17 protein-coding genes are annotated in these 18,829 nt (G+C 65.2%); 13 read left to right on the forward strand and 4 right to left on the reverse strand.

The genetic code is table 11. The features are described from left to right. Positions 1-13 precede the first annotated feature (13 nt). The 6 genes from PSR88_RS37930 to PSR88_RS37955 all read left to right on the forward strand — a co-directional run bounded on the left by PSR88_RS37930 (position 14) and on the right by PSR88_RS37955 (position 8,281). Complete coding sequence (locus PSR88_RS37930) at positions 14-907, forward strand: TnsA-like heteromeric transposase endonuclease subunit (RefSeq protein ID WP_029539666.1); 894 nt, start codon at positions 14-16, stop codon at positions 905-907. Then, positions 904-2,946 (forward strand): helix-turn-helix domain-containing protein, encoded by a 2,043-nt coding sequence (locus tag PSR88_RS37935; protein WP_016884304.1) that lies wholly within the window; start codon positions 904-906, stop codon positions 2,944-2,946. Before PSR88_RS37930 ends, PSR88_RS37935 begins: the two co-directional genes overlap by 4 nt. After that, positions 2,943-4,004 carry an AAA family ATPase gene (locus PSR88_RS37940; protein ID WP_016884303.1) on the forward strand — a complete coding sequence of 354 codons (1,062 nt, stop codon included), beginning with the start codon at positions 2,943-2,945 and terminating at the stop codon, positions 4,002-4,004. Before PSR88_RS37935 ends, PSR88_RS37940 begins: the two co-directional genes overlap by 4 nt. After that, entirely contained in the window at positions 4,001-6,973 is a 2,973-nt protein-coding gene (locus PSR88_RS37945; RefSeq protein WP_016884302.1) for a TniQ family protein, read from the forward strand. Before PSR88_RS37940 ends, PSR88_RS37945 begins: the two co-directional genes overlap by 4 nt. Positions 6,974-7,052: 79 nt before the next feature. After that, complete coding sequence (locus PSR88_RS37950; RefSeq protein WP_011599411.1) at positions 7,053-7,658, forward strand: hypothetical protein; 606 nt, start codon at positions 7,053-7,055, stop codon at positions 7,656-7,658. A 62-nt stretch (positions 7,659-7,720) separates the two neighbouring features. Beyond that, positions 7,721-8,281: a hypothetical protein gene (locus PSR88_RS37955; protein ID WP_016880506.1), complete on the forward strand. Its 561-nt coding sequence runs from the start codon at positions 7,721-7,723 to the stop codon at positions 8,279-8,281. A 491-nt stretch (positions 8,282-8,772) separates the two neighbouring features. Here the strand turns inward: PSR88_RS37955 and PSR88_RS37960 are convergent, their stop codons facing one another. Continuing rightward, complete coding sequence (locus tag PSR88_RS37960; RefSeq protein ID WP_157180068.1) at positions 8,773-9,282, reverse strand: hypothetical protein; 510 nt, start codon at positions 9,280-9,282, stop codon at positions 8,773-8,775. Between the two features lie 47 nt (positions 9,283-9,329). Here PSR88_RS37960 and PSR88_RS37965 point away from each other — a divergent pair, with 47 nt between their 5' ends. Then, positions 9,330-10,298 (forward strand): hypothetical protein, encoded by a 969-nt coding sequence (locus tag PSR88_RS37965; protein WP_237723826.1) that lies wholly within the window; start codon positions 9,330-9,332, stop codon positions 10,296-10,298. After that, positions 10,285-10,887 (forward strand): hypothetical protein, encoded by a 603-nt coding sequence (locus PSR88_RS37970; protein ID WP_237723830.1) that lies wholly within the window; start codon positions 10,285-10,287, stop codon positions 10,885-10,887. The genes PSR88_RS37965 and PSR88_RS37970 overlap by 14 nt, the downstream gene beginning before the upstream one ends. A 2-nt stretch (positions 10,888-10,889) precedes the next feature. On the opposite strand, the gene PSR88_RS37975 is transcribed toward PSR88_RS37970, so the two are convergent. Both PSR88_RS37975 and PSR88_RS37980 read right to left on the reverse strand, forming a co-directional pair. After that, on the reverse strand, positions 10,890-11,234 hold the full coding sequence (locus tag PSR88_RS37975; RefSeq protein WP_011599406.1) for a helix-turn-helix domain-containing protein: 345 nt from the start codon (positions 11,232-11,234) through the stop codon (positions 10,890-10,892). A gap of 202 nt (positions 11,235-11,436) precedes the next feature. Continuing rightward, a complete protein-coding gene (locus PSR88_RS37980; RefSeq protein ID WP_020476731.1) occupies positions 11,437-11,904 on the reverse strand; it encodes a helix-turn-helix domain-containing protein in 468 nt (155 codons plus the stop codon). Positions 11,905-12,840: 936 nt separating this feature from the next. Here PSR88_RS37980 and PSR88_RS37985 point away from each other — a divergent pair. From PSR88_RS37985 to PSR88_RS38005, 5 genes are all read left to right on the forward strand, one after another. Then, complete coding sequence (locus PSR88_RS37985) at positions 12,841-13,149, forward strand: hypothetical protein (protein ID WP_016880511.1); 309 nt, start codon at positions 12,841-12,843, stop codon at positions 13,147-13,149. Continuing rightward, entirely contained in the window at positions 13,146-13,640 is a 495-nt protein-coding gene (locus tag PSR88_RS37990) for a hypothetical protein (protein ID WP_011599403.1), read from the forward strand. Before PSR88_RS37985 ends, PSR88_RS37990 begins: the two co-directional genes overlap by 4 nt. Next, entirely contained in the window at positions 13,637-13,954 is a 318-nt protein-coding gene (locus tag PSR88_RS37995) for a hypothetical protein (protein ID WP_083853011.1), read from the forward strand. The genes PSR88_RS37990 and PSR88_RS37995 overlap by 4 nt, the downstream gene beginning before the upstream one ends. Before the next feature lie 741 nt (positions 13,955-14,695). After that, positions 14,696-15,646, forward strand: a complete 951-nt coding sequence (locus PSR88_RS38000; RefSeq protein WP_016880514.1) for a hypothetical protein — start codon at positions 14,696-14,698, stop codon at positions 15,644-15,646. Positions 15,647-15,903: 257 nt separating this feature from the next. Further along, positions 15,904-16,911 (forward strand): acyl-CoA dehydrogenase family protein, encoded by a 1,008-nt coding sequence (locus PSR88_RS38005; RefSeq protein WP_342338971.1) that lies wholly within the window; start codon positions 15,904-15,906, stop codon positions 16,909-16,911. Between the two features lie 402 nt (positions 16,912-17,313). On the opposite strand, the gene PSR88_RS38010 is transcribed toward PSR88_RS38005, so the two are convergent. After that, complete coding sequence (locus tag PSR88_RS38010; RefSeq protein ID WP_029537947.1) at positions 17,314-18,201, reverse strand: alpha/beta fold hydrolase; 888 nt, start codon at positions 18,199-18,201, stop codon at positions 17,314-17,316. Positions 18,202-18,829: the final 628 nt, after the last annotated feature.

Genomic DNA, 18,829 nt, shown 5'->3' on the forward strand with positions numbered 1-18,829 from the left:
GATGTAGGTTCTCATGATTGATGTCGCTTTTCTCATCGATCTGTCGCCCAGATGTCGCTTCCGACATTGTAGTGAGAATCGTTCTCGGCGTGTCTGCAGCCTGATCCTGGGCTTGGGCGGTTGGGTGTCCGCCATGACTGATGATGGCAGCCTGATGTGGGCTGGTTTGGCGGGAGTTGTGCCGGGGTCGGAAGTGGCCGTGCGGTTCCGGGGAGACGACGGAGCGTTCGTCGATACGACGTTGCGGCGGTTACCGGTGGAGGAGGTGCTGGCGGGCCGTCCGGTGCGGGAGTTCCGGTCGTGGCAGGGGCGGCGGCACTATTCGGGCTGGTACTGGTCGGCTACCACGGGTGGTCATGTCGTCTACGAGAGCCGTCTGGAGCTGGCGAGAATCCTTCTAGCGGACCAGGACCCGACCGTGGTGGCGGTCGCGGCGCAACCGTTCCTGCTCGAAGGTGTCGATGGCGATCGGAAACGACGGCATGTGCCGGATCTGCTGCTGGCGCACAAGGATGGAGCGCTGACGGTGGTGGACGTGAAGGCAGCTGCCCGCGTTGCCGATCCGAAGGTTGCGGCTCAATTCGCGTGGACAAGGGCGGTGTGTGAGCGACACGGTTTCGGGTTCGAGGTATGGACGGGCGCCGATGCGGTGCTGGTGGAGAACTTGCGCTTTCTGGCCGGGTATCGGCGGCCTGCCACGATCGCGACCGAACTGGTGCCGGCGGTGATCGATGCGGCGGTCATGCCGGTGACGATCTCCGCTTTGGAACGGCGGCTGGGCCTGTCGGTGCCGCAGTGGCTGGTGCGACCGGTGATCCTGCACCTGTTGTGGCGATCGTGGCTTGTGGCGGATCTGTCGCGGGTTCTCGGCGGCGACACGCTGGTGTCGGCGGAGGTGGTGGCGTGAACGCGCGCACGGTGACGGTCGCGGTCGGGGCGGGGCTGATGGTCGACGGCGACGCGGCGCGGGTCGTGGAGTTCGACGGCCGTAAGGTGGTCGTTGAGTACGCGGACGGCCGCTACGGAAGCTTCGCTTTGGCGGAGTTCGTCTCGCGGGCACGCGGTTTGGAGCCGGTCGAGGAAGGCCTGGATCCGGGGCTGGTGCTGGCGGGGCTGTCACCGGCCGAGCGGGAGCAGGCCGCAGCGCGGGGCGAGCATGTCCGGGAGGTGTTGACCGGCTACAGGTCCGGTTACGTCGAGGCCGCGCGCACAGGTGAGCCCCGCCCTGACTATGCGCCGGCGGTGGGATTGAAGGCACGCTGCGAGGCCAAGGCCGCGGAGTTGGGGGTGGCGTCGCGCACCGTCGAGCGGTGGGTGGCCGCCTACCGAGATGCCGGTGAGGCGGGGCTGGTCGATGACCGGCGCCGCCGTGGCCGCGGCTCGACGGTGGATCCGCGCTGGGAGGCGGCGGTGGCTGCGGAACTGGCGGCGGGGGTGTCGGCGTCGACACCGACCCGCTCGGCGGTGCTGATGCGAGCGGCCGAGCGGTTGGAGCGCGAGCACGGGGTCGGGGTGGTGGCGCTGCCGTCGCAGGCGACCGCCTATCGGCGGCTGGCGGAGCTGGTTAAGGGCACGAACGCGGTGAGCGGGTCGGCGAAGGCGCGGCGTTCGATCGCCCAACGCCCGAAGGGCGTTTACGGCCGGCTGCGCGCCACGCGTCCGGGTGAGTATCTGATTCTGGATACCCAGGATCTGGACGTGTTCGCGATGGAGCCGGTGACCTGTCGGTGGGTGCGGGCGCAGCTCACAGTCGCGCAGGATCTGTTCGACCGGCAGATCCTGGGGTTGAAGGTGACCCCGGTGTCCACGAAATCGGTTGATGTCGCGAGTGTGTTGTTCGAGTCGGTCACAGGCCGCAGCGCGGGGCGCCCAGCGCTGGGGCCGGTGCACGGGTTGCCGAAGCATCTGGTGTTCACCGAGGAGAACACCGGCGCCGACGCCGAGATCTGGTGCCCGCCCGAGACCCTGGTGATCGATCACGGCAAGGCGTTCCTGTCGGCCCATGTGATCGGGGTCTGCGCCCGATTGGGGATCTCGATCCAGCCGGCCCAACCGCGCAAGCCAACCGACAAGCCCACGGTCGAGAGGTACTTTCGTTCGTTGAGAGAGGGCCTGATACAACATCTTCCGGCCTACAAGGGCCCGGACCTGCACAGCCGCGGAGAAGGTCTCGAGGAGCAGGCGTTCTTGTTCCTGCACGAGCTCGAGGACGTGATCCGCGACTGGATCGTGACGGTCTACCACCCGAGTGACCATGACGGGATCGCGGTCGCCGAGTGGCCGAATCTGGCGATGTCGCCGAACGACATGTTCGCCCTGGGCATCGCCAAGGCCGGGGTGTTGCGGATCCCGGCCGCCCCGGAGCTCGCCTTGGAGTTCCTGCGGGTGGTCAAACGCACCATCCAGCATTACGGCGTCGAGATCGACGGCCGCCGCTACAACGGTCCAGCACTGGACGGCTACCGCAACGCGACCAGCCCCTACGGCGGCCTCGACGCCGGGAAATGGCCGTTCCGCGTCAACGACGACGATGTCCGCCACATCTACTTTCAAGACCCGGGCGATGGGCAGTGGCATCAGCTCGACTGGGAACACGCCCCGATGCTGGGCACACCGTTCTCCGACGAGGCCGCCCGCTACGCCCGCATCCTCGCCCGCCGCACCGACCGTTTCACCGACCCGGCCGAGACGCTGGCCACATTGCTGAGCCGGTGGGATGCCGGTGAGGTTCTCGACCGGCGCGAACGGCGCATGGCCGCCCGGCTGGCGGCCGAGCGCAGCGGCCTGGCCGCGGCAGCCGAGCTCGAACTGGCCGCCGACCCTGTTCCGGCGCTGAGGGCCGCCACCAGCTCGGGCCCGCCGGTGGTCGGCGACGACGATGACGACAGCGAGATCCTCGACGACGTCGACGACTTCTACGCCGACGCGCTGGAGGTGCTCGAGTGAGCAGCGCCTACAGCCTCTCCCGCAAGGACGGGTGGCGCCGGTTCGTCGACACCCCGGCCCGCACCCGACCCGACACCCTCACCGCTACGGCGTTGTCCACCTTGAGGAGCGACGCCCGCGAGGACTACGACGACGCCCGCCACGACTGGCACGCCAACTTCGGCACCATCGCCACCCCGCAGCTCAAGGCGGTCCGCGACGAACTGGAGCTGATCGTCGCCTCGAATCGTCAAGATCCCGATCGCGTTCGGGGCGCGGCGGTCATCGACGGGTTCCCCGGTCTGGGCAAGACGACCATCGTCAACCTGTTCGGCCGCGACTATCACCGCCAGGCGCTGCGTCGCCGCGGTCCGGTCACCGAGTCCGGTGACGAGCACATTCCGGTGTTCCGGGTCGGTCTGACCTCGAACACCACACTGCGGACGTTGAACAAGATGATCTGCCAGTTCTACGGGCATCCCGGCGCCGATCGCGGCAGCGCCGCCCAGTTGGCCGGCTACGCCCTGGACTGTGTCCTCTCATGCGATTCGCGGGTCGGGATCATCGACGACATCCACTTCATCGACCAGAACAGCCGCGACGGGCTCGCCGTCAGCAATCACCTGAAATGGCTGGCCAACGAGCTACCGGTGACATTCATCTACGCCGGAGTCGGTCTCGGAGAACGCCGGTTCTTCGAGGAGGGCCTCTCCGGGCACTCGGCCGCGCTGGCGCAGAGCGCCCGGCGCTGGACCCGCCTCGAAGTCGGCGTCTTCGCCCACGACCGTCACTGGAAATCCCTGATCAAGGCGGTCGACAAACAGTTGGTGCTCACCTGCTGGCAGCCCGGACAGCTCACCGGCCTGGCCGACTACCTGTTTGCCCGCACCGGCGGGCACATCGGGTCGCTGATGACGCTGATCAACCGCGGCTGCTTCAAAGCGATCCGCACCGGAGCCGAGGCGATGTCACAAGAGCTGCTCGACACCGTCCGCATCGACGAAGCCTCCGAAAAGGCCCGCCACCGGCTCGAAGCCGCGACCCGCACGAGAGGGAAACGCAAGCAGGTGAGGCGATGACCACGATCACCACTCTGCCATTGCGGACACCGATCACCGCCGGCGAGAGCCTCGATTCCTGGATCGACGCACTCGCCCGCCGCAACGACACCTCCCCGCTGGAAGTGCTGCGCGCCTTGGGCATCAATCACCCCGGTCAATCGATCCGCCAGCTGGTCGATGAAACTGATTCCACGCAGCTGCGCCGCATCGAAGCCGCGACCGGGCTGCCGCCCCATCATCTCGACGCCGCGACCGGCCCCGCCGCCCCCGGGATCGAACGGATATCGATGAATTCTTCACGGTTCTGCCCGCGCTGTTTGGCCGAGACCGACGGGCGCTGGCAACTATCGTGGCGGTCGAGTTGGGCGACGACCTGCAAGCGGCACCGACTGCTCCTGCACGACACCTGCCCGGAACCGAACTGCCGCGCGGCACCCCGAGTGCAGATCGTCGGCGGCGCCACCCCACCGTCGGCGGGGACCTGCAGCCGTCTCATCGACCGGTCCCGGCTGCGCTGCGGCGCCGAGCTGTTCACCGCCGCGGACCTACCCGCCCCCGACGAAGTCCTCGATGTCCAGTCCTGGATCGATCAACTGATGGCCGCGGCCCGCGCACCGGGCCCCGACCCCGCCCATGCGACGCTGACCGATTTGCACCTGGTGGTGGCCTGGTTGCTGCGTCTGGACGGCACGGCCGCGATCGCTGCGGCCCGGGCGATCAACCCGCGTCGGCACGCGACTCCGCCGCCACCACGCAACGGCAGCCCGCCCAACCTCGATGCGGCACTGACCGCGGCACTGCTGACTCGCGCACGAGTTGTTCTCGGCGACGACGAGGCCACCGCGATCGACGAGCTGCGCACACTGATCACGAAAACCCCAAGTCCGCAACGAATCCCGCCGCCGGAATTCACCGATCGCCGCTTTGCCTCCATGCCCAGCCGGTTCCCCAACCGCTACCTGCGTGCCGTCGACGCCCACCTACCCGGAGCCGTCAGGCTGCGCATGCGGACCGTCACACCCTCGGCCTCACCACCGCGCGCCAATGGAGCGGCGCGGATCCGGATGCTGCCGCAACTGTTCTGGCCCGACTGGACCGGCCGCCTGCTGCCCGTCACGGGCGGCTTCCACACCGACCTGTTCCGAGCAACTCTCAGCGTCCTGCTGACCGTCCCCGGTGATCCCTCGCAGCGGACGGACACCCACGCCGGGTTGTTGAACCCACGCGTCACAGCCGCCAACCTGAGCATCACCCTGCAAGGATTCACCAAACTTCCCACCGGATCGGCGCTGACCGATGTTCTCGCGCTGCTCTGCCGCATCACCGACCACCTCGACCAACACGGCACACCGATCGACTACCAGCGGCGACGCGAGCAGATCCCCGCCGAAACCCTCACCTGGGCCCAGTGGCGTGACCTCGCCTGTTCGGTCGGAGCGCACCCCGGCAAGCATCGCCAAGGCCGGCTGCGGCACGCCCAACGACACCTGCATCAACTGCTGTCCGGCGCCGACCTCGCCGACCGCCGCCACCCACTGGCGTTCCGCAGCCCCAATGACCGCGGCACCTTCGTCGAGTTCACCACCTCCATGGCAGCGCCGCTGCGCCAGGCCCTCCACGAACACGCCGAATCCCTGCTGGTTAACCTCGGCATCGACGAACCGCTGACCTGGTCGCCACCACCTGACCTCGCCGACGGGCTCGCTCTGCCGGGCATCAATACCGGCGACCTCGATACCGACAAGGTCAGTCGCCTGGTCGTCGAGGACCACCGTTCCTCGCGGGAGGCCGCCGAGGTTCTCGGCGTCCGCCCCGAACACGTCCGCATCGCGATGGAACGTCTCGACCAGCCACAACGGCAGTGGGCGCCCCATGCGGCACCCGCCGCATGGTTGCGTGAACAACACGCCGCCCAATTGTTCACCCGCGAGTTCTTCGACCGCGAATACATCCAAGCCGGACGCAGTCTGAACGACATCGCAGCCGACACCGGCATCGGACGCCACATCATCGCCCGATTCGCCAAACAATCCGGGATCACGCTGCGCAAGACCCGCGCGCCCTTCCACATCGACCCGGCCTGGCTGCGCGAGCAATACTGCACCCAGCTTCGTTCGACCGCCGACATCGCCGTCGAACTCGGCACCGAACAGATGCTCGTCAACAATGCCCTGCACCGGCACGGCATCCCGGTCCGGCCGCAAGGCGTCGCCAGCCGCACCGAGATGCTCATCACCTACGACCACCTCCCACCGAACATCCGCGCAGCCGTCGAGGGCACCCTGCACGGCTGGATCCGGCTGCACCGCTTCCGGATCACGATGGCGTTCCCTTCCCTGGGCACCGCCGCCGACTACCTCGGAATCAAGTCGAACAGCCTGGTCCACCAACTCCGACTCCTCGAACGTCACGTCGGAGCACCCCTGTTCCACCGATCCCGCCGCGGCACCCCGCACCAGCCCACCCCACACGGACACGCCCTGCTCCGCGAACTCGACAACGAGCACGTTCACCCACTGATGACCGCCGCCCTGCATGGCTGCAACGCCCCAGCCATGCCCGCCGCGAAGACCCTCGCACACGCGATGCGCGAAGCAATGACACCACCACGAAAACCTAGACCGCTCAATCCCTTCGGTGACATCGCAGTCGAGCGGCTGCGGATGACCCACACCACGCTCACCCTGCTACGCCACCTCACCACAACCGATGCCGAGGAGGTCTATGGCCACGGCCTATACCAAAGCACAGGCATCCACCACAGCACCCTTCACCCACTCCTGAGAAGCCTCGAACAAGCCGGATGGCTCACCAGCCGAGACGAAGACGAGGCCGACTGGCTCGCGGGCGCCCCACCCGGATGCGGACCAGGACGACGCCGCACCTACTACCGACTCACCCCAGACGGGCGCCGCGCCGCCCTCCGCGAACTCAACACGCCAAGAAAGCGACAGAACAGTGAGAAACCAAAAGCGACAAACCTATGAGAAAACGCACCATCCGCCCAGGCCGGCCACAACCAGGACGACAAGAAGGACGAGAACCTACAACTGAAGGAGGACCGAGATGAGCGTGCGCCGATTCCTGGCCGTGGTCGTGATCCTGGGTGCCCTGGTCGCCATCCTCGTATATGCGTGCCGGCCGACCCAACAGGACCCGCAGACGTCGCCTCTAGAAACGTCGTTGTCGGCGGCCGCGGCACCACCGGCAGCCACAGCACCACTTACGACCTTTGCGCCCGTACCTCCACCAACCACGGCGGCGCCAGCTCCGGACGCCGACGTGGCGGAAGACGTCGCCCGCCAGGCCCTATCGGTCGCGTTCACTTGGTACCCGGCCACCGACCAGTCCCCCAACGACGGCTTCGTGCGGGCCCGACAGTGGCTGACCGACAGGCTCGCAGCGCAAGTGGCCATTCCAGTCACGCCCGAACGCGGTCCCGGCGTGCAATGGGGACAGTGGGCCACCACGAACGCAAAGGTCGTCGCCGACGTGCTGATCGGCTGCTCCGGCTGCCCTCCCGATACCGACACCCTCATCCACCGCGTCGCCACCATCCACCAGACCGCGATCACCGGGGACAACGCCGTCCCTGTTAACCCCAACACCATCGTCTGGGTCACGCTTACCAAGACAGGGGGCAACTGGCTCATCGACACCATCCGGTACTGAACGCAGTAACCACCGCATCGAGTTCGACAAAGCCGTAATGCGGCAACAGGAGGGGAACCAAAATGTCCAGCAGCCGTGCACTCGCCGGGCTCGCGCTCATCGCCATGATCGCCGCGACCCTTGCCGCATGCTCAGGCTCGTCGAGCGATGACACTCGGCCCGGCAGCGTCACGCCCGCCGAATCGTCCGGCGGATCCGACGGGTGGGACGGCAACATCGCCATCGGCGTCGGCAACCGCAAAGGCATCGACCTCGTGACCCTTCCTACCCCGGACCAGGTCGACGTCGAGTGCCACGGCGAGGGCGACAACCTCACCATCGACATCGCCGCACCGAACGGGTGGCACGCTACCCTCACCCACGGATCCCAAACCGTCACGATCGAGAACGAGAGCCTCAACTACCCAGCACACGACTTCGCCGAATCCCCGGGAGCGATCGAGGCCGTCAGCAAAACACGACCGAAGGGCAGCACCAAGCAATTTCCTCTCGGCATTACCTGGTACAAGCCATCGGTCGGAGAAGTCGAAATTCAGGTCGACGACGACACTCCGCCCCACTGGATCGTGAACTCGCCGTATGACGAACTCGACATCTACATGCATCTCAACTGCAATGGGTAACGGAGATTTCGACTCGCCGAAGCATCAATTTCTCACATTTGCCACACCCCGTATTGCGAGTCGGCACGTATTGCAGTTGGGGGGCACCACGCGTGCCGGGCGAACCGGCACCAGCTCTGAGTAGCTATGTCACTCTGCCTGACAGTCGCCCGGCTACCGATAGGTTCGATGTTTGAGTACCGCAGTTCTGTTCTCCAGCAGCGAAACACGACTTCAGGATGGTTTCTCCACCTTCCCGCCGACTACGATTACGCGCGCAGAGCTTGGTACCGAGGTCCCAGAGACCTTCTGGTTGCAGCTATCCGCGGTGCTGATAATCTAGCCACCGCGCTCCCGCCCGGGAGTTCCCTGGAGCCCGTCGGGGCGGCTTCAGATGCAGCGTCAAGATGTGGCACACGTGTATTCATATGCGCCCCAATGGTCCCGGGTGGAGGTTGGTAATGACGAATCGTGTTTCAGAGGCTGTCGATCGACTGTTTCGCGTAGCGACCTCAGGGGAAGCATCTACGCTTGCAGGATTGATGGAGGCAGCAGCCCGGGACCGGAAGCGCCCGATCACCGTCGTTCAATCCAACAAGAACCTGCCGATAGGCGTTTTCGGCCAATGGGTTCAACATCCCGACCGGGACGAGGTTTCCTGCGCTGACTGGGTTCACGCCCGCGAGCGCACGCTTGCCCACGAACTCGGCCACATCCTGCTCGGGCATCGGGGCCGACCTGCCCGCGAGTTCGCGGAAGAGTTTCTTCCAGCAGCGGCTCATGGATTGGCGAAGATAATGCTTCGGCGCGAGTGCAGTGACGGACACGACGCTGAGGAAATTGAGGCTGAGGCGTTCGCGAGCAGACTCCTTGGGCGGGTGAATAGTAACCAAGCATCCCGCAATCCCGGTGTGCGCGCTCGCCTCGACGAGGCGATCAGGTGACGGCAACAGCGGCGGTCGCAGTCCTTCTATGGATAGCCGCAGCCAGTCGGTTCCGTAGGTGGTGGTGGGCTCGCACATGGAACCTGGTCGGTGTTCTGACTGTCTTCACCTGCATGGCCGCCCACATGACAGTCAACCTGCCGCTCTTCGAGAGCTTATTGAGAGGCGCACTTGGTCACTCAAATGGTGCTGGCGCGGTCAAAATGGTCCTGTTTAGCGGAATCTGCTTCGGTGCAGCCATACTCGTGACAGACCTTATGGCTCCGTCCGATCGACGTCGCGCACAGCTCATCCGGCTTCATGCGTTGCTGTCAATGGTCACCGCAGGCGGGTCGGTGGCCTTCTTCTTGACTGCCCCGGAAGTGCCGGAACAGCGCGACGGATATACCTTCGACGACCTGTATGCCCACACTCCCGGATATGCGGAGGCCGGCATTACCGCGATGCTCTACCCGTTCCTTCTCTGCATCGTGGTGACCATCGTGACGGCCGGCCATGCCGACACGCGGACCGCGACGGGTCGTGGCTTGATGGTGCTGTGCCCTGGGGTTTTCATGCTCACCGCCTACGCCGGCATGCGAATCACATACGTACTGGCCGCGTCTACCGGTGCAATCGATCCGACTCCCCGAGTCTTCGACATCACTCAGGTTCTTGCGCTCGTCGGGGTCCTCATGGTCACCATCGGTGTGCTGTGGCCGACGATGGCTCTCTGGACGGCCGCACGCCGGGCGTTGCGAGATTTCTTCGAACTCCATGAGGTGCTCACTGCGCGCTGGCCTGGTGTCGTTCGACCCTCCTGGAAAGGTAGCAGCGCCACGGATCGCGTTGCCGACCGCGCCACGGAAGTGATGGACGCCCTTAGCATCGCCGCCCAAGCCGCAGGCCTCCCCCATGGCGCCCCGATTCCCGAGGACGAAGCGCCAGTTGCAATAGTTGAGTGGATCCTTACCGGCTTCGCACGGGAAGAGTTGCCCCAGGAAGCTCTCGGCGCTCCGGAGGGCGTCTCAGACGTCGAGTGGGTGCGCACTCTCGGCGTCGCTTTCAACACCGCACGACAGGAAAAGTTGGTGGCCGCAGATGGCGATGACTGAGAATCAAACCCGCGGCGACCGTGTTGATCGCCTTGCCAGAGCATTGACTGAGGTGGGAGCTCCTTGGGTTCTCAACATTGTCTCGTCACTCTTCCTGGGCGTGTACCTTGAGTCGACGGCATGGGGGATCTTCGTCGCCATGATTTCCGGCGGCCTCCCCATGGCCTTCATTCTGTTCGAAATCTGGCGATCACGGATCGGCGATCACCATGTGACCGAGCACCGCGAACGTCACCTTCTGATTGTCGTTATCTTGGCAATCGTGCTTGCGGGTCTCGTCATTCAGATCTGCGCCAATGCACCCGCAGAACTAATCGCCTTCACGGCCGCAGGGTTTGCGACGTTGCTGGCCATCGGGATAATTACCAGCGTCGTTCGGTGGAAGGTCAGTGTGCACACTGCTGTCTCAGCGGGCATCACCGTGATTCTCATGCTCGCTGTCTCACCGATTTGGGTTCTGGCACTAGCGTGCACGCCCGCGATCGGTTGGTCGCGGGTGCGGCTCGGTGATCACACGACTGGTCAGGTCATCGTGGGTGCATTCGTGGGCGCCGTCATCGCTGGAGGCACGTACGCACTGTTCACCTAGTCCTATTCGGGACGCCGGAACGGGAAGTATGTTCGTGCTGCAATATTCTGGTCTTCGGCGTCTCGGAGATCTTGGATGTAGGCGATATAGCCCTTGATCTCCTCGTAGACATCGTCGTCATTGAAGTAGTCCATTGGTACTGCGAAGACTCGACATATGTCTCGCAGCGTGGTCCAGCTCGGCGAAGATCGCTTGCCGGACAGCAACTGCGACATGTATCCCGGCGTCATATTGCCGCCGGCGGCTCGGATGGCCTCGACAACCTCCGCTTGACTGTAGGGGCCTCGCCCCTTCGGATGGACCGTGTCGAATAGATGTCGCAGCCTTTCGGCGAAACTCTCGCTCACCGCACATCCTCCAAACTTCAAGCTTCGCCGGTAGTTGGACATGAGTATAGATGTCGTTGACGTCGCCTTATTGCAGTAGTTACGGAAGTGTTTACTGTTGCAAGTTTGCAGTAGTAAAGTAGGCTCAAGATCATTCACATGACCGACAGAAGGCGAGGCACCGGTGTCACGGAGTTCGGGCACGCCACCGCGCACGAGGACGTCAGGCGGGCATGCCCGGCGGCCGGCTCCGCGCCCGTTGATGCGCATCCCGCAGCTCCGCAATGGAGATGTCGAGCGCAGACGACAGGCGCTCAGCAACGTTGTCGGACAATGCCGTCTCCCCACGCTCGATGCTGCCAACCACGGCAGTGCGGACCCCGGCACGCGCACCGAGTTGCGGTTGGGTCAGCCCCAGCAGAACCCGCCAGTCGCCCGGGAAGCGCTCCGAGACTGGGATATTCACAAAGTCGGAGATGGGAACTTCAAGAACAGCGGCAACCCTCGCCAGGACGTCAACTTGGGGCGATGCAGTGCCCTTCTCCCACCTTCTAATCGTGGCGACGCCGACGTCGGAAAGCCGTGCCAAATCGGCTTGCGACCAGCCGGCGTTGCGGCGCGCGCCAACCAGGGCGGACGGAGTAAACCCGCGCATAACTCGCCGACTCACCGAAATAATCCTGCCGCACATGTGGTCACTGGTAGACACTGTGCCGCCCTCTCGTTACGATGCGCACATACGATCGGTTTTAAACGATCGCTTTTATATGATTGCACGAGAGCCGCATGGGGGTGGAGCTAAGAGTCGAACCCTATTGCAACGAGAAGCCCCCTGACCGTTAGCGGCGGCCAGGGGGCTCAAGCCTCAACGGATTAGCGGTCCGTTCAGGCACCATCAGCAGATTGGAGTCTCTGCAATGAACACGATAGCTGGCGCCCAAAGAGAGCGCGGTGAGCGGCATCCAGCCGTGGCGCGATCGTTAGCCACTGCCGACCTGGTGCGCATCACTGCCCAACACGTGTCTGCCGAGGGGCGTTGCGAGGAATGCGGCGCCATAGTCACGGCAGCTAAGCCTCTGTGCCCCCGAGCTGCGGCCGCGCTCCGCGAGCTAGCGCGGCGCGATGGAACCGCGGACACGTCGTCGAGAACGATTCGCTTTTCGGTCGCGGCGTTGCTGCGTTCGGCGAGCGCACACCGACCAACCCCTGAGGGGCGTTGCTTCCGGTGCGGCTTCGTCTACACCCCCGAGTGCCAGGACTGCCCGCAGCTGCGGCGTATCCGCCGCGAGTTGGAGGCACGCGGAATGATCCCGTTGACCGCACCTGAGCCGGGTGTTGGCACGTGCGCGGGCAAGTCCGCTTCCTGGGAACTGACGGGGCAGAACTTGGCATCGTGGCAGCGTGCGATCAATTCGTGCCACGAATGCCCGATCCTCACCCAGTGCCGCGCCACGCTTCGCGATCGAATCGTTGGGGGTGAACCGCCGCAGGATCAGGTCGTCGCGGGCGCCGCGTTCGATTACTACGGCAATCATGTACCCGCCGATCGGCTCCGGGCGTATGCAGTCCTGCGTGCCAGGACTCCCCGAGGTCCTGCCACCCACGTCGCTGCCGGTGGTGATGCCGCATGACCGCTCGCCGATCAACCCCGACGGTCCTGCCGTGCTCGATTGACCCGCAGTCGTGGGACATCGATGAGGGTTCGTACCAGGCCGGCCGCGACGCGCAGCGGGAGTGCTTCCGGTGTCCGCGGCTCGCCGCATGCCGCGCCGAAGTCGCAAAGATGATCGCGGCGGGAGATCCGCCGCGGTCGATGATCTGGGCCGGTGTCGCGTATCGCCACGACGGAACGGCCGTCGCCAGTGATCGTGAGCTGCGGGTGTACTACAACCGCGTCGTAGGGCAACGGGCAATCGAGCGGGGGTCGGCGGCATGAGCAGTCTTTCCGACCGTGTCCTCCTCATGGCGACCGGTGAGATCGAGTGCCCCGGCACCGAGGGGCTTCCTTCCCTGCGGTGGAACTGGCTCGCTGACCTGCACTCCCACCCGATGTGGGGTCTGGTCACCATTCCGGGCTTCTCCGTACCCGTGGGGTACACCGTCGCCACGTTGTGCCGCGATATGCCGACCGGCACGGTCGACCCCCTCGCTGCTCGATGGGATGCGATTGACCGGCTCGCTGCGATCGGCGCCAGCCGCGCTCAGTCAGCTGCCCTCTATGCCTGGTCCGCGGTCGCCGACTCCTCAGTTGACGCCCACGACTACCTGGGTGGCCATCAGTTCAGTGGTGCGGAAGCTGTCGCCGCCGCGTTCTGGGCGCACCTCGCCGCCAAACCGGGCTCTGTCGCCGAGGCGTGCGTCGCCGCGGCCATCGAGGCCTGGGATTCACGGCTGCACTGCCCCTCGGCGAGAGGGGCGGTCGCATGAGGGGTCTTACCGCAACCGACCGTCACGGGCGAACGTGGGAAATCATCGCGATAGAGAGCGTCATCTGCGCATTCCTCGTCACCGACACCAGGACGCCGACCGTGATGTCCGCTCCGGATCTCATCGACACGCATGGCCCAATCCGGCTCTCACCGGACAGGTGTCGTCTCAGCCCGGGATCACGCGACGCGCTCGTAGATGTCGTCGACCTCGTCGCATCGGAGCCCGAGACAGCCACGGTTGAGCAGATCCGTGAGGTTGCCGCCGCGGCGCACCTGTTGCTCGGTGTGAAGCCGGCACCGCGGTCGGCGTAACTGGCACGGCTGCGACCAAACCAACCCTTCTCCGATCCCTTTCAGCGGACACGCGCGAACCTCCACAGTTCGCGGTGACCGCGCTTGTGGATCGGCATCCACCCACGCCCAAAGCGAGGCGATGCCCCTGAACCGTAACCATCGCGCTACCCCGATAACCCAAATTTCAAAGCGCAGACCCTCAGAAAACACGAAAACCCCCTTGGTGGGGGTGGTTTCAGATTCACGAACCGCTCCGCCGGCATGTTGTTGAGGAGGACTTGCCGGTCCTCCTCAACCAAGAGGGTGAAGGCCTTGCCGCGCCGTCACATTCTCTGAGGGTGAGTGCCGGAAGTTACCCGCTTCCGACACTCGTTCTGCATTCCCCGAAGGGACATACCTGTGCCAGGTACGTCTGATGCTAACGCATGCGCTGAATCAGCTTCAACACCAATCGTTTCGTCCACCAACACCACGTCATCGACGCACGGCGGTACGCACATTCCGCAGTCGGCAGAAGTCGAGACCTGGGAAGCCTCCGTCCACGCAGCCACCCAAGCCATCAACAAACTGCACGAATACAACCGCGACACCGGGCAACGCGGCCGATCCTTCACCCTCCCGATCACACCCGGACGCGAAGCCACCATCCCCGTCTGGTCCGGCCGCACCGAATGGCTACGCCAACTCCGCCACCACATCACCCACACCGCCACTGGCCAAGCCGCACTCACCGCCCACCGCATCAGCATCGAACGCCTAATGGCCGTCGCCACAGCCCACGCCCGATTCGCGGATTCCACCACCGGCCGCGGTGTCACCGCGTCCCGGCAACTCATCGCACACCACGCCGGTGTCTCACTCTCCGTGATCAACCGGGCCCGCCGCGTCCTCAAAACCCTCCAGATGGGTGTCGAACTCGAACGCGGCCGCACCCTTCGCACCCATGAATACCTGGCCGCCGAACTCCACCACGGCGGCCAACAACACCACGCCGCCTCCGTGTGGGCACTCAGCTCACCGAAACACATCGTCGACGCCACACCCCCACCCCCACAACGACCATCGCGTCCGCGCCGCGCCCGCGCCGCCAGACGTCTCGCACGCCACCGCACCCGGCCCCAACAACCGACCACCGCGGCCAGCACCACTCATCCCCAGGCCACCGGCGCTGACACCCTATCCCCCGGTACTTACGTTCCTTCACATAATCTTTCGTTACGAAGCACTCACCAACGCGCACACGCGCGGCCCACCACACCCACCCCACAACCCCGACCACTCCACCTCCAACGAGCCGCCGCCACCCTCATCGCCCGCTCCCCCGATCTCACCCACGGCCATATCGGCACCATCTGCGACACCATCACGGCCGCCGGCATCGACACCACCCGCTGGACCGGCCACGACATCGCACAGACCCTCGACCGCGACACCACCCAACGCGGGTGGACCTGGCCCACCGCAGACCGGATCAGCTCACCGGCCGCCCTCCTCCGCTGGCGACTGACCCACATCGACTGGACCGGCCCCTCCCCCAGCCAGCACCGCACCGCAGCCGACGCCCGGCGCCGCCGCGAACAGCACGCCCGCCGCACCGCCATCCACCATCGCAACGCCATGCAAGCAACCCCGGAGCAGCGGGAAGCCGCCCTCGCACAGATCCGCCGGACCCTGCGTCACACCACACATCGCCGAGTTGATCTCCGATGAGCCGTCCAGAAGGACGTTCGCCAGTTTCGCGGGTAGTCCTCCACTGCCATCGAGCCGCCGCACCTCGGGTGACCGGCCGAGTGCTACTGCTGTGGAACAACACCGGAGGCGATCTTTGGACTATCTCGATCAGCGTTGCGGCAGTGGATCGCTGCCGCAGTGGTGCGAGTTCTCGGAAGCTGGGCGAGTCTCACGGCGTCCGCCCACCGTTGGAGTGCGTCGGCGGGGTCCGGCTCAATGTGGATACGGTGTCAGCCATGACTGACTGGGTGCAGCAAGCGCAGGACCTCACCGACGAGGTGCTGCGGCCCGCTGCGGCGGAGGTCGACAGGTCGGGGAAGATCCCGCGATCGCACTTCGCCGCACTACGCGGCCGGGGCTTCTACGGCCTCGCCTTTGCCACCACGGATCCCGTCAACACCCTCGCCGACGTCGGCGAAATCCTCGTCAGCGGATGCCTGGCGACCGCATTCGTCTGGGCCCAGCACCACGGCACCCTGCTCCGGATGGTCATGTCGAGAAACGACACCCTCAAGGCACAATTTCTCGCCGGCCTGCAGAGCGGCGCCGTCACATCCGGGGTGTCCGGCAGCGGCTACGCGAACCCGGAGAACCCCTTTATCGTCGCGACCGAAACAGACGATGGATACACCATTACCGGGCAGGCACCGTTCGTCACCGGATGGGGTCTTGTCGACGTCATCGGTGTCACCGCATACGACACCCGAGCACAGAAAACAGTCACCTTCCTCATGGACGCGACCGACGGCCCAAACGTCCACGCGAACCGAATCCCGCTGTCCGCGGCCAACGCATCCCACACCGTCGAACTGACCTTCAACGGACACCACATCCCCCACACCGCAGTCATCCACGTCCGAAAGACTCCTCGCGGCGGACTCAGCATCGCGGACCGGGCGATTCTCCGGATCAACGGCTCCCTCGCCCGCGGCGTGGCACGAGCCTGCCTGACCGAAGCCGACCGCATCGGACACCCCTGCCCACAACTGTGGGAAACCCACGCCACAATCCGCGAGGCCCTCAACAACACGGCCACCGGCGACGGAGACATCTACGACGCCCGCGCCCGCGCCAGCCAATTCGCCGTCACCGCCGCCAACTACGTCGCCACCGCCGCAGGAAGCCGATCCGTCCAACACGGCGAACCCACCGAGAGAATGGCCCGGGAAGCCACCTTCAGCATGGTCTGCACCACCACCCCGGAAATCAAGTCACGCATCCTGACCACCCGTCACCCCCAGTGAACCTGCGAGACCGAGGCGCGATGACACCCGAACCGAGTCAGACGTTCACGACAGTAGCGGCAAGCTGCTCACACATCCTCGGTCCCATCACCGGCGTCCCGCTCCCGGCACGCCGTCCACGAACAGCAGGAATCCGCACTCGCACAGATCCGCCAGGCCTGTGCCAACCCCGGCCGAAGCGACACGATCTTCGATCTATCGCAACAGGACGTCCACCCCACCCACAGGCGGGAGTCCACCACGCGGGCACCCGAGCCCTCACAACGATTGTCTGCAACACGCCCAGCGTGATGCACCGTGCATCACCAGCACCCGGATAGCGGGTGCGTCCAGTCCGGATGGCGAGCCCTCTGCAGTGTCTCGCACGGTCAATGCCCAACACGAGCGAATCAGCGATACACCTCAGGTGTCGTGCAGGAACGCTCGAAGTCGCTCGAGCACCAACTCGGGTCGTTGATCGACAACCCAGTGACCGACGCCGTCGACCGTCTCGAGCCGAAAACCATCTGCGTGCTCGGCATACCCGCGCAGCAGCGTCGGAGTGATCACCGGGTCCCCCACTCCGTGCAGGAACCGCATCGGAACATCAACGGAGGTATTCGCGAATTCACCGGCACGGATCAATTCTCGCGTCAGGAATGTGCGATACCAGCGCGAGCCGGCCACCGAATGACCGGGCAAGCGCATGCAACGCACATAGAGCCTGAAGTCATCGTCGTCGAGGTAGAACCCGGCGCCGACCCAACGGCCCGTCATCCTGATAAAGCGACCCTTCGGGTCGCTGAGAAGACGCGGCCCGATCACCGGAAGAGAAATCGGGATCTGATACCAGAACCGCCACAAATGTCGAACTGCCGTCAGATCGAACGTCAGCCACGGTCCTACCGTGTTCAGGCCGAAGAAGCCGGACACCTTCTTCGGATGTCGCAGCATCAGATGCGCCGCGATCGGACCACCCCAATCGTGCGCCACGACCCGCACCGGGGCGACGCCGAGCCGGTCGAGCACAACCGCGAGATCATCGGCCATATCGGTCTTGTAGTAGCGTCCATCGGGCGCTGAGCTCCACCCAGCCCCGCGCAGATCCGGGCACAGCACGCGGTAGCCATCGGCCGCGAGCGGTCCGATCAACTCGTGCCACGCCCACCAATTCTGCGGGAAACCGTGAACAAGCATGACCGGCGACCCGTCGGCCGGCCCGGCATCGGCGACGTGAATCGTCACACCGCCGCCTACGTCGACGAACCGGTGCTCCACCCCAGCGAGCACCGGCAATGAAGGTGAGTTCATGGCTACTCGCTCCCTGTTCGCACGACGATGCCTCACCGCGAATAATGCAGCGTTCACCCGCTACGCAGATAGGCTGCCACGTACGCAGAACCCGCGTAGGGCTAATGCGCCGATGACGGGACGCGAACAGGACGAGGTATCGCGCGGGCGAAACAGAACTCGCGAGTGTCAAGATCTCCTGGTAGTCGTCAGGTCTGGGATCGGCCTTGAAGTCCAACGGCACCTCACTGTCGTCGGGACCTTGGCGCCAGCCGCGCTTCTTGCACCGATGCGGATGACCGAGACGGGACGGGACGACCTCCACGCCGTGAAGAAGTCGATGAGCGTTCGGGCGATCAGGCCGGGCGCGTTCTCGATGGGGACGTGCCCCGCATCCGGGATACGGATCAGCGTGGTATCCGGGGACCTCCGAGGCCAACCGCTCCGGGCCAGATCAGCAACATGGGCGTTGTGGACGCCGCAGCGCGCGGACGAGGTCGAGGGTGTAGCGGCAGTCGACCGCCTTCAGCATGGTCTGCACCACCACCCCGGAAATCAAGTCACGCATCTCGAGCGCACGTCACCCCTAGAACGCTGCCAGGACGACGACACCCAGACAGCGGAGGTACAACACGATCGTCCGCATGAA

The sequence above is a fragment of the Rhodococcus sp. DK176 genome, assembly GCF_038447315.2.
Classification (GTDB): domain Bacteria; phylum Actinomycetota; class Actinomycetes; order Mycobacteriales; family Mycobacteriaceae; genus Rhodococcus_F; species Rhodococcus_F jostii_A.

Coding starts and splice junctions, on each gene's coding strand:
- PSR88_RS37945 (WP_016884302.1), top strand. CDS start 4,001: ATGACCACGATCACCACTCTGCCATTGCGGACACCGATCACCGCCGGC.
- PSR88_RS38010 (WP_029537947.1), bottom strand. CDS start 18,201: ATGAACTCACCTTCATTGCCGGTGCTCGCTGGGGTGGAGCACCGGTTC.
- PSR88_RS37965 (WP_237723826.1), top strand. CDS start 9,330: ATGACAGTCAACCTGCCGCTCTTCGAGAGCTTATTGAGAGGCGCACTT.
- PSR88_RS37930 (WP_029539666.1), top strand. CDS start 14: ATGATTGATGTCGCTTTTCTCATCGATCTGTCGCCCAGATGTCGCTTC.
- PSR88_RS38005 (WP_342338971.1), top strand. CDS start 15,904: ATGACTGACTGGGTGCAGCAAGCGCAGGACCTCACCGACGAGGTGCTG.
- PSR88_RS37955 (WP_016880506.1), top strand. CDS start 7,721: ATGTCCAGCAGCCGTGCACTCGCCGGGCTCGCGCTCATCGCCATGATC.
- PSR88_RS37950 (WP_011599411.1), top strand. CDS start 7,053: ATGAGCGTGCGCCGATTCCTGGCCGTGGTCGTGATCCTGGGTGCCCTG.
- PSR88_RS37970 (WP_237723830.1), top strand. CDS start 10,285: ATGGCGATGACTGAGAATCAAACCCGCGGCGACCGTGTTGATCGCCTT.
- PSR88_RS38000 (WP_016880514.1), top strand. CDS start 14,696: ATGGCCGTCGCCACAGCCCACGCCCGATTCGCGGATTCCACCACCGGC.
- PSR88_RS37995 (WP_083853011.1), top strand. CDS start 13,637: ATGAGGGGTCTTACCGCAACCGACCGTCACGGGCGAACGTGGGAAATC.
- PSR88_RS37990 (WP_011599403.1), top strand. CDS start 13,146: ATGAGCAGTCTTTCCGACCGTGTCCTCCTCATGGCGACCGGTGAGATC.
- PSR88_RS37980 (WP_020476731.1), bottom strand. CDS start 11,904: ATGTGCGGCAGGATTATTTCGGTGAGTCGGCGAGTTATGCGCGGGTTT.
- PSR88_RS37960 (WP_157180068.1), bottom strand. CDS start 9,282: ATGTGCGAGCCCACCACCACCTACGGAACCGACTGGCTGCGGCTATCC.
- PSR88_RS37985 (WP_016880511.1), top strand. CDS start 12,841: ATGACCGCTCGCCGATCAACCCCGACGGTCCTGCCGTGCTCGATTGAC.